Raw genomic sequence first — 13,825 nt, forward strand, 5'->3', positions numbered from 1 at the left:
GGGAATGACCGTGTAACCATTGCCGAAATGATCCGTTGCGCATTTTGGGGCGTTTTTTCACGGTTTAGGGCTCAAAAACCACGTTTGCGCGGCCGTAAACGCAGTGCGGGCCCGAGCGATCACATGCTCGTGCCTCACTCATTCACTGCCATCCAGGTGTCCCGATGTTCAGCAAGATCAAGGTCGCATCCGGCCTGTTGTGTGTCCTCGTCGCGTTCTGTGTACTGCAGCTCGTGACAGCAGGACTTGGTTACTGGTCGCTTACGCGCACGCATGACGACGTGGCCGACCTTTCGAAGGTGGCGTTGCGGCAGGCGAGTGCCGCCAACGTCATCACCCAGCAATTGATGGACGCCCGTATCAATCTCTCGCGCGCGGGCACGCGCATGGTCCGCGGCGGCACGGTGCCGACCGACATGGTCAATCACGCGCGCGACCAGCTGGCCGCCGCCGACACCACGTTCGCGGCGCTCATGGCCGTCCCGCCGATCAACGATGACAACCGCGCGCGCGTCGCCGCGCTCGGCGAGCGCTATCAGGTGTACCGCAAGGCGCTCGGCGAGCTGATCGACGACCTCAACGGCAACAATCTGCAGGCCTTCCTCGACCAGCCGACGCAGTCGTACCAGGACGCCTATCTCGCCGAACTGCACGCCTTCGCGCAGTTCAGCGCCGCGGCGAGCCGCGCTTCGCTCGATTCGATCGACTCGCGCCTCGCACTCTTCCAGGGCGTGGGCATCGTCATCCTGCTCCTGCTGATCGCGCTCGCGACCGGCGTGCACTTCGCGCTGCGCCGCGGCGTGGTGGAGCCGCTCGAGGAAGCGGGCCGCCATTTCGACCGCATCGCGCGCGGGCGCCTCGACGAGCGCGTCGCCACGCGCGGCGAGAACGAGATCGGCCGGCTGTTCCAGGGTCTTGCGCTGATGCAGTCGAGCCTGGCGCGTACGGTCCACACCGTGCGCGAAACGGCGGGCTCGATTAACGTGGGCGCCGACGAGATCGCCACCGGCAACGCCGATCTTTCGGCGCGCACCGAATCGCAGGCGGCGTCGCTGGAGCAAACGGCGGCGAGCATGGAGGAACTGACGGGCACCGTGCGCAACACGGCCGAGAACGCACGCGAGGCGAACGCACTGGCGGAAGCGGCGCTCGACGCAACCGCGCGCGGCGGCGCCGTCGTGGGCGAGGTGGTCGAGCGCATGCGCGGCATTGCGCAAAGCTCGGACAAGATCGCCGAGATCATCGGCGTGATCGACGGCATCGCGTTCCAGACCAACATTCTCGCGCTCAACGCCGCGGTGGAAGCAGCGCGTGCGGGCGAGCAGGGCCGGGGTTTCGCGGTCGTGGCGGGCGAGGTGCGCGGGCTCGCGCAGCGCAGCGCGCAGTCGGCCAAGGAGATCAAGACGCTGATCAGCGAGTCGGTTTCGCAGATCCGCGGCGGTTCGGAGCTGGTGGAGCGCGCGGGCGAGTCGATGCGCGAGGTGTCGAACTCGATCTCGCGAGCCACGCAGATGATGGCGGGTATCAGCGCCTCGTCGCTCGAGCAGAGCACGGGCATTGATCAGGTGAATCAGGCCGTCTCGCAGATGGACCAGATGACCCAGCAGAATGCGGCGCTCGTCGAGGAGGCCGCCGCTGCCGCGGCCTCGCTGCATCAGCAGACGCGCCAGCTTTCCGAGGCCGTGGCCGCGTTCGAGATTTCGCCGGCGGTGCTGGCGGCCTAAGCGACTCGAGCGGTCTGGGCGCCCTTGCGGCGGGCTTGCGCCCGCCTGGTTCGGCGCTTTGTGCTGTTGCGCCTCAGACGCCCATGCCCTGGTAGGCCGTCAAGAGGTGATACGGCGTCGTGGACGGCATGTCCGCGCGCGCCACCTCGCCGTTTGCGCTACGGCATTCCACCCAGCCCTGCGCCGTGAGGAAGCGCGGCGCGAAGCGCCCGATCTGCGGCGCTAGCCCGGCGCGCACCGCGGCGTCGCCGTGCGTGGCGAGCGCGCGCAGGTATTCCGTTTGCGCCCAGATGCGCTGGGTCGCATCAATCACCCGGCCCTGCTCGTCGAGCGCGGCCGCCACGGCTCCCGTTTCCGGGTCCACGCCGTGCTTCTGTGCAAAGGCGAAGGCGCGCGCGAGCGCTTCGTCCAGTCCCGATGCGCCCAACCGGGCGCCTGCACGCGAAGCCAGCCAGAACCATTCGAACTGATGTCCGGGCTCGAGGCGGTTGTCCGCCGCGCCGACCGGCAATTCGGCGATGCAGCCCGTCGGCGCATGCAGGAAGCCGCGCGCGAGCGCCTCGACGAGACGCGTGATCGCCGTGTCGAACGCGCTGTCGCCGGTCGCCTCGCTCGCCGCGAGCCAGGCTTCGGTGAGGTGCATGAGCGGATTCTGCAGCGGGCCGCCGGTGACGCTTGCAAAGGAAGCGTCGAGCGCCGCGTTGAGCAGGCCGTCGCGGGCCGCGAAGCGGTCGACGATCAGCGAGGACGTTTCTCGCGCGACGTCGAGCGCCTCGGCCGCGCCGAAGCGCTGGCCATAGGCCGCGGTTGCGAACACCACGAAGGCGTGCGTGTAGAGGTCCTTGGTGGTGTCGAGCGGCGCGCCGGCCGCGTCGACGCTATAGAACCATCCGCCGTGCTGCGGGTCCCGATAAGTGTGGCGCAGGGTTTCGAAGAGCGTTTGCGCGTGCGCGGCGTCGCCAGCCTGCGAGAAAACGAAGAGCTGGCGGGCGCACGCCATCGCGCGATAGCGCGTGACGGGCAGCGGCTGCGCGCCGGCCGCATCGAGCGCCTCGTAGGGCAGGCGCAGTTCGGCGTTGAAGCCCGGGCCGCGCCACATCGGCAGGACGACGCGGTCGAAATGCTCGCGCAGGCTGGCTGCGCTCGTAGGTGTGTTCATGGCGAAAAGTTGCGGCGAAGCGCGTCACATCGAAAGTGCAATGCCGGCGATTGTACGCATTCGCGCATGACGCGGACATTCCAGTCTGCCGCAGCGCGCTCGCCCACGACAACAAGACCAGGAGGGTGATAACAATGATCGGAAACTGGGAACTCATTTCGCGGCTGGTGCTGGCCGCGCTGCTCGGCAGCGTGATCGGCTTCGAGCGCGAGCGGCTTTCGTGGGCGGCGGGGCTGCGCACCCATATGCTGGTAAGCGTGGGCTCGGCGCTCATCATGCTCGTCTCCGCCTACGGTTTCGCGGACGTCCTCAAGGACGACCACGTCGTGCTCGATCCTTCGCGGATGGCCGCGCAGGTCGTCTCGGGCATCGGCTTTCTCGGCGCGGGCTCGATCCTGCTGCGCGGCGAGATCGTGCGCGGCCTCACGACGGCGGCGAGCCTCTGGTCGGTCGCGGCCGTGGGTCTTGCGGTAGGCGGCGGGCTCTACACGGGCGCGATCGCGGCAACCGTCATCATTCTCATCATCCTCGCGGGCATCAAGCCGCTCGAGCGGCGCTTCATCACGTTCCGGCAGCGGCGCCAGCTCACGCTGCTCGTGAGCCGCGGCGCGCTCACGTTTCACTCGCTGCACGACGCGCTCGGCACGTCGAGCCCGCGCGTGAAGCAGTTCGTCGTGCAGCAGAGCGACGACTCGCCCGAGCTCGACGAAGTGATGATCACGCTGAGCCGCGTGTCGTCGATGGAGTACGAGGCGATTTGCGCGACGCTGCGCCGCTTGCCCGACGTGAAGGACTTTCGCGAGGACGGCGCACCGGGTTGACTGCGCGGGGCGTTGGGTCGATGCCGGCTGGGTAAGTGGGGGAAGAGCACCTGGCCGCGCGTTCTGGCGTGCGACAATGGGCGTTCGAACCAGAACACGAGGACGTCGCCAAGCGGCCGTGACCGGCCGGCGCGCGACGCGAACCGCATCGCTGACCCATGGCTGATTACGCAGATACCGCATCCTTGAGCTCTTCGCATCCCGAACGCAACGCGCCGTGGCAGCCCCGCGCGACGTCTGAGTCGTCCAACGTTACTGAATCCCCGATTGCTGTCGAATCCGATGCTCCGCACGCGCTTGCCGGCGAGGGGGGCGCGGCCGTTGCCGAAGCGGATGCCGCCGTGCGCCAGGGCACACTGAGCGGCTTCGAAAACCCCGAGTCCACTCAAGCGGTGGCAGCGCCCGTCGACGAAGCCAGCGCGACGAGCCCTGTTGCGGCTGCAACGACCGCGCGCCGCGCGCCGCGGGCGAAACGTGCCGCGGCTCCCGCCGTGGCCGAGGCGGTGGAGCCGGGCGTTGGGGCGGTGCAGGAACCGGCTGCCGCAGCCTTTGTCGCCGAGCCGTCGTTTGCCGCCGGCCCTGCTGAGCGTGTGGAACCCGCCGGGTTCGCGCCCGAAGCGGCTCAGTCGGCCAGCGAGCCGGACGCGCTGACGCAGCGCCTCGACGCGCTCCAGGGCGCGCTCGCCGAGCAGCGCCGCGTGGCGGCCGCCTCGTCGCGGCAACAAAAGTGGGTGCTCGCCGCCGCTTCGGCGGCGGTGCTCGCATCGGTCGGCTTCGGGATCGCGCAGTCGGTGCGGCTCGACAGCCTTGCGAACGAATCCCGCGCAGATGAGGCGCGCCTCGAGCAGTTCATCCTGAAGCAGCAATCCACGCTCGACGACCTGTCCCAGCGCGTTGCCGCGCAAACCGCCGCCGCCACGGCCGCTGCTGCGGCGGCTACCGCTGCCGCGGAAACTCAGGCCGCGCCCCCGGCACGCGTCTCGGCCAGGGCGGTGCCCGCCAAGGCCTCGCCCGCGCCCGCGCGCCATGCATCGGCCCATTCCACGCGTGCAGCTCACGCGAAAAGCGCCCAGAAAGCCACGCGCTGACCGGCTTCGTCCCGTGATCCCGCCCCTGTATCCGAAATCTCGATGCGTTGTTTTGTTGCAACGCATCGAATGCGCTCGACCCCGTGCGACGGCGCGCCGCAGTTTTCTTGCTGCGCTGCACTAGCGTTGCCCTAGGGAAAACCCTATAATTCAGTTGTCTTAGGGAAAACCCTGAACCGCAGCCTAACTGGGAGTCGCCATGAGCTTCATCTTTGCACTGTTCCAAAAGGTGAGCGACCTCTTCGCGTCGCCGTATCTGCCGATGGATTCGGAATACTCGTACGAAGCGCGCCACCGCGAAGCCGAGCGCGTTCGCCGCTCGCAATACATGCCGTTCGGCATGCCGCGTGACTGATCGAAGCTGAAGCGCTTCGGACGGCGCGCGCCGTCCAACGCGTTTCTCCGGTCAGACCGCCAGGTCTTCGAGCAAAGCCGGCTCTCGAAAGAGAGCCGGCTTTGTTGCGTTCGGGGCGGCTGCAAGCCGGGCTCGCTTCGCCGCGCGTGACGGCAGCTGCGCGCGGCTCGTGTCATAGTGATGCCGCATCGAAATCGCTACGCCTCATCCATGTCCAATACCTACTTCTACGACCCCGCCCAGGGCCATGGCCTGCCGCACGATCCGTTCAAGGCGATCGTCGCGCCGCGCGTGATCGGCTGGATCTCCAGCCGCGCAAAAAGCGGCGCGCTCAATCTCGCGCCCTACAGCTTCTTCGGCGCGTTCGCCACGTTTCCGCCGATCATCGGATTCTGCAGCGAAGGCCGCAAGGACAGCATCAGCAACATCGAAGAGACCGGAGAGTTCGTCTGGAATCTCACGTCCAAGGCGCTGGCGCCGCAGATGAACCGCACCTCCGCGCCGGTCGCCGCCGATGTCGACGAATTCGCGCTCGCGGGCCTGACGGCCGCGCCGGGCCGCAGCGTCGCGGTGCCGCACGTGGCCGAGTCGCCGGCCGCGCTCGAATGCAAGCTGCTGAAGGTCGTGCGGCTCAACACGCTGGACGGCGCGCCCATGGACAACTGGCTCGCGCTGGGGCAGGTGGTGGGTGTGCACATTCGCGAGGAATTCCTGAAGGACGGCCTCTTCGACACGCAAGCCGCCCAGCCCGTGATGCGCGCGGGCTATCGCGCCGACTACGCGCAGATCGGCGAGATGTTCCAGATGGTGCGGCCGAGCGCGTAAGCCGCTGCGGGCGTGCGCTTCGGGATGAACGGGTCGCGGCGTTGCCGCGTCCTGCCCGCCCGCCGATAATGGCCCGACAGCGCGAAGCGCGCAGGGAGGCAATCCATGCAATCTCCGACGGGATCGGTGGTGGCGCTCAGTTCGGCCGCCTCGACGATGTTTTCGATCGGCCTGATCGCGCTCGGCTACTGGGGCCTGCACGAGCCGTCGGCCTGGCGCATCGGCGACCGGGTGGTCGTCGGCATCGCGCTCGCGGGCTTCGCGTGCCTCGGCAGCGTGCCGTGGCTCGCCACCTCGCCCGCGAAGCCCAACGACGAATCGCGCTTCCTGATGGCGCGCCGCGCCTTTCTCTGCGGCGCGGCTGCCGTGTGGGTGTCGATCGCGCTATCGCTCGTGCTCTGATCAACAGCGTGATCAGAAGCGGGCGCGCAACCCCACCGTGCCCACCACTTGATTGGCCGTCGAGGACGCGCCGCCCGCCGTGTTGATGAACGCCACGTAGTTGTGTCCCGAGGCGTGCTGGTACATGGCCTCGCCGTAGAGGTCGGTGCGCTTCGAGAGGCGGTACACGACCTGTGCGTCCACCTGGTTCCACTTCGGATCGGCGCCGTAGGTCGTCGTGTTGCTCACGTGGCCATCCGTGAAGGTGTAGGCGAGACCGAGGCTCCACGCCGGGTTCAACTGATACTTCCCGTTCACTTCGTAGTTGTTGAAGCTCATGTCGCCGCCTTGCGAGCCGAACGAGCTGGTGCCCGCGTACTCGCTGCGCGTGAACACGAAGCCCGCCGTAGCCGGTCCGAACGTGTAGTTGATGCCGCCGCCGAACGAACGCAGGCGGTCGGCGCCGAGCGCGAAGCCGCCCTTGCCGTTGGCCGTCGATTCCGCGAGATCCACCGCGCCCGGGCTGCTCGCCGTCGCGCCCTGGGTGCCGTTCAGCTGCAGATACCCGGCTGCGATGGCGAGTGGCCCGTTGGTGTAGCTCGCGCCGAAGCTGTAGGCGCGGTTCACGGCGAAGTCGGTCTGGTTCGAGAACGCGTACAACGCGCCGAACTTCAGGCCGCTATACGTATTGCTCGTGAACTTGACTGCGTTGCTCATGCGCAGCGAGTGGTTCAGGTTGTCGTTGTCGAACGGATGCGCGAAGCCCGTGTCACCGAAAGTGCCCGCCGTGGCCGAGAGCGGCGCGACGAAGTCGACGAGCGAGTCGTACTGGCGGCCGAGCGTGAGCGAGCCGAACTGGTCGCTCGCGAGGCCCACGTACGCCTGGCGGCCGAACATGCGGCCGTCCTGGCCAAGCTTGCCGTTCTGCACATTGAAGCCGTTTTCGAGCACGAAGACCGCATGCAGGCCGCCGCCCAGGTCCTCGCTGCCGCGCACGCCGAAGCGGCTGCCGTTCACGTTGCCGCTCGTCGCCTGCCAGAGCGCGCCGCCCGACTTGCCGCTCGCGACGTTGTTCGTGTACATGATGCCGGCGTCGATCAGGCCGTAGAGCGTGACCGAGCTTTGCGCGTGGGCCGCGGGTGCGGCGAGCGTGCCGAGTGCGCCGAGCAAGGCGGTCGCGGTGGTGAGCGAGAGGGAGTTCTTCATTCGATGTTCCTGTAGCGTTGTTGTTTCGTGGCTTGTGCAACAGCGACAGGAGTGTAGGGAGTGAGCGTCGCCGGAAAAACCGGCTGTGACTGGATAGGATTCTTCCTCGATCTGGAAGGATGATTTCATCTCTCTGTCATAAATCGACTAGGGAGATGTAGGGCGTGCGCCTGGCCCGAAGCAGGAGCGGCCTCGCGAGTTTGGTACGATTCACGCTTTGCCAGCCGACCCTACCTGCCGCGTGAAGCGTTACGTGCCGTTGATCCGCGATCGAATCGCGATGTCGTTGTCCCGCCTGAAGCCTGCCGCCGCGCGGCTGGGCGGGTTTGTCCGTCCCGCATTCGCGCGTGCGCTCCATCATCTGCGGCATCCCACGCGGCGCGGCGTGCTCATGACGATTGGGGCGTTGCCGGCGCTCGTCGTGCTCTACGTGCTCGTGCTGATTCCGTTCACGCCGAGCATTGGCGACATCCGCAAGGCGCGGGTGGACGAGCCGGCCCAGATTCTTTCCGCCGACGGCAAGGTGCTCGCCGAGTTCAAGCCCTCGAATCGCGAATGGGTGCCGCTCGCGCAGATCTCGCCGCACATGGTCGACGCGCTGATTTCCACCGAGGATCACCGCTTCTACGAGCACCACGGCATCGACTTCAAGCGCACGGCGGGCGCGGCGCTGCACACGTTCTCGGGCGAGCGCCAGGGCGGCTCGACCATCACGCAGCAGCTCGCGCGCAATCTCTATCCCGATGAAATCGGCCGCGCGCCCACGCTCACGCGCAAGATCAAGGAAGCGATCACGGCGTTCAAGATCGAGGCGGTGTACAGCAAGCAGCAGATTCTCGAGACCTATCTGAACACGGTGCCGTTCCTCTACAACGCCTACGGCATCGAGATGGCGGCGCGCACCTACTTCGGCGTTTCGGCGGATCAGCTCGACATTCTGCAAGCGGCAACGCTCACCGGCATGCTCAAGGGCAACGCCTACTACAACCCGGTGATCAACCCCGAGCGCGCGCTCGCGCGGCGCAACACCGTGCTCGGCCAGATGGTGAAGTACGGCAAGCTCAGCGAGGCGCAGTACGCCACGCTGTCGAAGAAGCCGCTGCGCCTCGACTTCGAGCGTCAGACCGAGCCGCCGGGCCCCGCGCCGCACTTTGCGCTGCAACTGCGCAAGTGGCTGATTTCCTGGGCCGACCGCAACGACTACAACATCTATTCGGATGGCCTCGTGGTGCGCACCACGATCGATTCGCGTCTCCAGCAGATGGCAACCGCCGCGCTGCGCCAGCACACGAACCAGCTCCAGGGCATCGCCAACGGCGCATGGAGCGGACGCAACGGCTGCGTGGCCGGCAACGACCTGTTCGCGACGTTCATGCGCGAAACGCAGGACTACAAGAGCGCACGCGACGCCGGTGCGAACGACGCCGACGCACTCAAGCAGCTCGCCGGCGACCGCACGTTCATGCGCAACCTCTGCAAGAGCAAGACCGCAGTGGAGGCGGGCTTCCTCGCCATCGACCCACGCAACGGGCAGATCAAGGCGTGGGTGGGCAGCCGCGACTTCACCGACGAACCGTTCGACCACGTGCAGCAGGCGCGCCGTCAACCGGGCTCGACGTTCAAGCCGTTCGTGTACGGCGCGGCCTACGCGGCGGGCGCGAAGCCGAGCGACACGTTCATCGACCAGCCGGTGGAAATCCCGCTCGCGGGCGGCGAAATCTGGAAGCCGACCGACGACGTGCCGCCGAGCAATCGCCCGATGACACTGCGCGACGCGATCGCGTTCTCGCGCAACCGCATCACCGCGCAGCTCATGCAGACGGTGGGCCCGGACAAGGTCGCGCGGCTCGCGCGCGCGATGGGCGTGCGCGACAGCCAGCTCGACCCGGTGCCGTCGCTCGCGCTCGGCACGAGCCCGGTCACATTGAAGGAGATGGTCTCCGCGTACAGCACCATCGCCAATGACGGCGAGTACCTCGAACCGCGCATGGTCACCAGTATCGAGGACCACAAGGGCAACGTGCTCGCGCAGTTCGAGAGCGCTTCGCCCGAGCGGGCGCTTTCGGCTGAGGCGGACCGCACGCTGCTCGACACGATGCGCGACGTCGTCAACCGCGGCACGGGCTCGGCCATCCGCACGCGCTTCGGCATTCGCGGGGACGTGGCGGGCAAGACCGGCACGACCCAGGGCAACACGGACGGCTGGTTCATCCTGATGGACCCGCAACTCGTGGCGGGCGCGTGGGTGGGCTTCGACGATGGACGCGTGACGCTCGACGACTACTGGGGGCAGGGCGCACGCAGCGCGCTGCCGATCGTCGGCGACTTCTTCCAGCGTGCGCTGCGCTCGCGCCTCGTCGATCCGCGTGCGCGCTTCAACACCGAGGTGACGCCGGGCGCGTTCGAGACCTTCCGCGAGAAGTTGCGCGCGTGGATGGACACGCTGTTCGGCAAGCATGAAGCGCCGCCGCCGACCGCGCCGGTGCGGCATGCTCCGCCGCCGCGCGTGAGCGCACCGGCGCCTGCATCCGTGCCTGCTGCGGCGTCGGAGGCGGGGGCATCGGCGGCTGCGGCGGCATCTGCGCCTTCTGCCGCGTCGGCGGCGGCTGCGGAATCCGCCGCGCGCGCGATCATGGGCCTGCCGCCGATCATCGGGCCGTCCAGCGCGCCGGCGGCGCAAGCTCCGCAGCCCTCGTATCCGGCGCAGGCGCCGGCGCTTGCGCCGACGCCGACGCCCGACGAGGCGGACCCTGACACGCCGGGCGCGAGCGCGAGCTACACGCCGCCCGTGGCGCAGCCGCAGGGGCAATGAGCGCGGCGTAGTGCAGCCGGCTCAGCGAGTCGCGGGCGCTTCTCCCGTGCCGGTAGCGACGGGGCGCGCCGCGTGCCGGGCGCGCAGGTGAGCGAGCAGCGCCCGGCGCACGGGCGCGTCGTAGTAGCGACTGGCGACCCACGCAAGTAGCACGACGCCCGGCACGAACACCGCGGCGATGACCCGGGACGGATGGCTCAGTGTGTGAATGCGCGACGCAAGGTCTTGCAGGATGAATCCGAGCGGCACATGAAGAACATAGATGCCGTAGGAAACGAGGCCGGAAAAGGCGAAAAGCGGCAGCAGGCGCGCCGGCGGCTCCACGCGGGACGCCACCCAGACGATTCCAGGAAGGACCACCAGCGAGAGAAACAGATCGATTGCGTTTTGATGCGCCGCTGGCCAGGGCATGCAGAGCAGTGCGATCACGAGCACGATGACCGCGAGCGCCGCAAGATGTCTGCGCTCGCGTGCGGGGCGGCCGAATCGATAGAGCAGCAAGCCGGCGGGAAAGGCGTAGCCAAGGCGGGCGAAGCCCGAATCGAACGTGTCCCAGGCCACTCCGCCGCTGATGGAGGACGTGCAGGCCAGGTACACGAGACAGAGGCCGGACACGCACATGATGGCGACGAGCGTGCGCGTCGTCAGATCGCGAAAGAACACACCGTAGGCAAGGCTCGCCACCAACTCGAAGAACAGCGACCAGGCCGGAAAGTCGAGCGGGTAGATAAAATTCCAGACCGTCGGCCAGGGATAGAACGTTGGCATGGCAACGTGTGACGGCAGCATCAGCACGCTTGCCGGCAGCGCCGAAGCGATCTCGCTCCAGTCCGATACTGGAAGACGCAGCACCATAGCGACGAGACCGAGCACGAGGCCGGCGCAGTAAAGCGGGTACAGGCGAACCAGTCGCAGCTGACTGTATTGACGGCAACTCAAGGCGCCCGACGCGAGTTTACAATCGTAAGCACTCCCAATGACAAAGCCGCTCATGATGAAAAAGAGATCGACCGCCAGATAGCCGTGCTCGATGGCACGCACGTGGCACAGCATTGGAAAGTGTACGAAGACGACAAGCAGCGCAGCAGCGCCGCGCAGGCCATCTAGCGTGGCGTATCTCGAACCCGGCTGGGTACCCTGCATGACTCGTTCCCCTTGCGATTTTCTTATCGCTTGTGCCCGCAAGGGTATCTGCACTGAGGGAAGGGGGTGTGTTCGCTAACGAGCATATACAGTGGAAACCGGGCTCCACGATTTCCGCCGACGCAGCGCGCACTGGGGTCAGATATGCATTCGAGCGCGGCTGAACGCGTGAAGCCGCGTTACAGACCGCGCCGAAGCATACGCGTCGTTACTCGCGCACCTTGAACACCGAGACGAGTTCGGCGAGCGCAGCCGCATGATCGTTGAGCGCGGCGGCGGCGCGCTCGGCGTCGCCCACGAGCACGGCGTTCTGCTGCGTCGCCGCGCCGATCTGCGAAACCGCGATATTCACCTGCTCGATGCCGCCCGACTGTTCGCGTGAGGCCACGCTGATCTCGCCGATGATCGAGCGCACTTCATCCACGCGCGCGACGATGCCGCGCATGGTCGTGCTCGCTTCGCCGGCGATCCGGTAGCCCGTCTCAACCGTTGACGACGATTCGGTGATCAGCGCCGAGATTTCCTTGGCGGCCGCCGCGCTGCGCTGCGCGAGCGCGCGCACTTCGCTCGCAACCACCGCGAAGCCCTTGCCGTGCTCGCCCGCACGCGCCGCTTCCACGGCCGCGTTGAGCGCGAGGATGTTGGTCTGGAACGCGATGCCGTCGATGACGCCCGTGATCTCGGCGATCTTCTGCGATGCGCGGCTGATGTCGTTCATCGTTTCCACGACGCGGCTCACGGCGCGGCCGCCGTCGAGCGCGGCTTCGGCTGCGCTCGTCACCACGGTGTTGGCGCGCGTCGCGTGGTCGGCGTTCTGCTGCACGGTGGAGGTGAGCTCTTCCATGCTCGCCGCCGTCTCCTCCAGGCTGCTCGCCTGGCTCGCGATGCGCGAAGCAATCTCGCCGCTGCCTTGCGCGATGCGCGAGGTGTCCTCGCTCATCTGCGCCGTGGCGCTGCGCACCTGCGCGACGATCTGCGCGAGGCCCACGCCGATGCCGTCGATGGCGCGCGTGAGGCGGCCGATCTCGTCGGCGCCCGCCGTGCCTTGCGCGCTCGCTGCATTGCCATTTCCGAGGCTGTTGCGGCTGTCGTTGCCGATGCGCACCGTGAGGTCGCCCGCGGCGAGCTGGCCGGCGGCGTGCGCGGCGGCGTCGAGCGGACGGCTCACGAGGCGCCGCGCCGCGTAGATCGACAGCGCCGCGAACAGCGCAACCAGCACGAGGCCGATGGCCGCGAAGCGGTCGCGCGTGGCGTTCACGTCGGCCATGATCTCGTCGCGCACGGCGACGCCGCCCACGAGCCATTGCCACTGCGGGACGCTCACGAACGAGACGAACTTCGCGCGCGCGTCGCCTTCTCCGCGCGTCGAGTCGGCGGAGGTGTAGTCGAGCGTGCCTTCGCGCGTTTCGAGCATGCGCGACCAGGGCGCGTCGGCGTCGTCGTAGTGTTTGCCGACAGCGCTCGGGTGGACGAGGAAGGTGCCGCGCGTCGGGCCGTTCGAAGCATCCATCACGAAGTAATAGCCGCTCTCGCCGATCTTGAGCTTGGCGATCTCGCTCTTGAGCGCGTCGATCTGCGCGCCCACGTCCACGCCGACGAACAGCGCGCCGATCACGTGGCCGCTCGAATCGAGAATCGGCTTGTACTGCGTGATGTACTGCTTGCCGAACAACTGGGCGAGGCCGGTAAAGGTGCGGTTGGCCATCACCGGGCCATACGCCGGGCCCTTGCGGTCGAGCAGCGTGCCGATCGCGCGCGAGCCGTCCTGCTTCTTGAGCGAGGTGGTCACGCGTACGAAGTCGTCGCCGCTGCGCGCAAAGACAGTTGCGATTTCGCCGCTGCGCGCGAGAAACTGGTCGGGGATCGTGAAGTCCAGGTTCAGCACGTGGTCGCCGGACTTGAAGACCGGTGTGGCCTTGCCGCCAATGTCGACCGTTTGCGTGGGGTCGAGTGTGAACGCGCCGGGCAGGAAGCTCTCGAAGAGCTGCATGGCGCGGTCGACTTCGGCTTCGAGCGCGCCGTTGATGAGCGAGATCGACGAGGCGACCGCCTGATCCTTTTCGGCAATGCGCGAGCGCACCTGGTGGCCGACCTGAGTCGCCGCCGAATGCGTGATTGCCCACGTGAAGGCGGCAAATATGGCTGCGACGAGCACGCACGATAGCAAGGCGAGGCGCACGCCGACGCTCGCGCGGCTTGATAAGCGTGAAAGCATGGATTCGGTTCCGGAAAGAGCTTGTGAAGAAGGAACCTGCGCCTTCGAGGCGCTGGCATGACGCATTACGGCGCGCGCGAGCGATCCTTTAGGGGT

The 13,825-nt window shown here is 67.4% G+C and carries 11 protein-coding genes; 7 read left to right on the forward strand and 4 right to left on the reverse strand.

Annotation, left to right across the window (positions count from 1 at the left end; genetic code table 11):
- The first annotated feature begins 164 nt into the window (after positions 1 to 164).
- Complete coding sequence (locus E1N52_RS16545) at positions 165 to 1,724, forward strand: methyl-accepting chemotaxis protein (protein WP_133183830.1); 1,560 nt, start codon at positions 165 to 167, stop codon at positions 1,722 to 1,724.
- A 73-nt stretch (positions 1,725 to 1,797) separates the two neighbouring features.
- On the opposite strand, the gene E1N52_RS16550 is transcribed toward E1N52_RS16545, so the two are convergent.
- Positions 1,798 to 2,883: an AGE family epimerase/isomerase gene (locus E1N52_RS16550; protein ID WP_133183831.1), complete on the reverse strand. Its 1,086-nt coding sequence runs from the start codon at positions 2,881 to 2,883 to the stop codon at positions 1,798 to 1,800.
- 134 nt (positions 2,884 to 3,017) lie between these two features.
- Here E1N52_RS16550 and E1N52_RS16555 point away from each other — a divergent pair, with 134 nt between their 5' ends.
- From E1N52_RS16555 to E1N52_RS16570, 5 genes are all read left to right on the forward strand, one after another.
- A complete protein-coding gene (locus tag E1N52_RS16555) occupies positions 3,018 to 3,704 on the forward strand; it encodes an MgtC/SapB family protein (RefSeq protein ID WP_133183832.1) in 687 nt (228 codons plus the stop codon).
- Positions 3,705 to 3,889: 185 nt separating this feature from the next.
- Entirely contained in the window at positions 3,890 to 4,792 is a 903-nt protein-coding gene (locus E1N52_RS16560; RefSeq protein WP_133183833.1) for a hypothetical protein, read from the forward strand.
- A gap of 199 nt (positions 4,793 to 4,991) precedes the next feature.
- Positions 4,992 to 5,147, forward strand: coding sequence for a hypothetical protein (locus tag E1N52_RS44065; RefSeq protein WP_165979393.1), 156 nt, complete (start codon positions 4,992 to 4,994; stop codon positions 5,145 to 5,147).
- A 210-nt stretch (positions 5,148 to 5,357) separates the two neighbouring features.
- Positions 5,358 to 5,972, forward strand: coding sequence for a flavin reductase family protein (locus tag E1N52_RS16565; protein ID WP_069261419.1), 615 nt, complete (start codon positions 5,358 to 5,360; stop codon positions 5,970 to 5,972).
- A 105-nt stretch (positions 5,973 to 6,077) separates the two neighbouring features.
- Entirely contained in the window at positions 6,078 to 6,374 is a 297-nt protein-coding gene (locus E1N52_RS16570; protein WP_028202877.1) for a hypothetical protein, read from the forward strand.
- Between the two features lie 12 nt (positions 6,375 to 6,386).
- On the opposite strand, the gene E1N52_RS16575 is transcribed toward E1N52_RS16570, so the two are convergent.
- Positions 6,387 to 7,559, reverse strand: coding sequence for a porin (locus tag E1N52_RS16575; protein WP_133183834.1), 1,173 nt, complete (start codon positions 7,557 to 7,559; stop codon positions 6,387 to 6,389).
- Positions 7,560 to 7,839: 280 nt separating this feature from the next.
- On the opposite strand from E1N52_RS16575, the gene E1N52_RS16580 reads away from it, so the two are divergent.
- Positions 7,840 to 10,371: a penicillin-binding protein 1A gene (locus E1N52_RS16580; protein WP_133183835.1), complete on the forward strand. Its 2,532-nt coding sequence runs from the start codon at positions 7,840 to 7,842 to the stop codon at positions 10,369 to 10,371.
- Positions 10,372 to 10,392: 21 nt separating this feature from the next.
- Here E1N52_RS16580 and E1N52_RS16585 read toward each other — a convergent pair whose 3' ends face one another.
- Both E1N52_RS16585 and E1N52_RS16590 read right to left on the reverse strand, forming a co-directional pair.
- A complete protein-coding gene (locus E1N52_RS16585) occupies positions 10,393 to 11,514 on the reverse strand; it encodes an acyltransferase family protein (RefSeq protein WP_133183836.1) in 1,122 nt (373 codons plus the stop codon).
- A gap of 208 nt (positions 11,515 to 11,722) precedes the next feature.
- Positions 11,723 to 13,729 carry a methyl-accepting chemotaxis protein gene (locus tag E1N52_RS16590; RefSeq protein ID WP_133183837.1) on the reverse strand — a complete coding sequence of 669 codons (2,007 nt, stop codon included), beginning with the start codon at positions 13,727 to 13,729 and terminating at the stop codon, positions 11,723 to 11,725.
- Between the last annotated feature and the right edge of the window lie 96 nt (positions 13,730 to 13,825).

The sequence above is a fragment of the Paraburkholderia guartelaensis genome (assembly GCF_004353905.1).
Lineage (GTDB): Bacteria > Pseudomonadota > Gammaproteobacteria > Burkholderiales > Burkholderiaceae > Paraburkholderia > Paraburkholderia guartelaensis.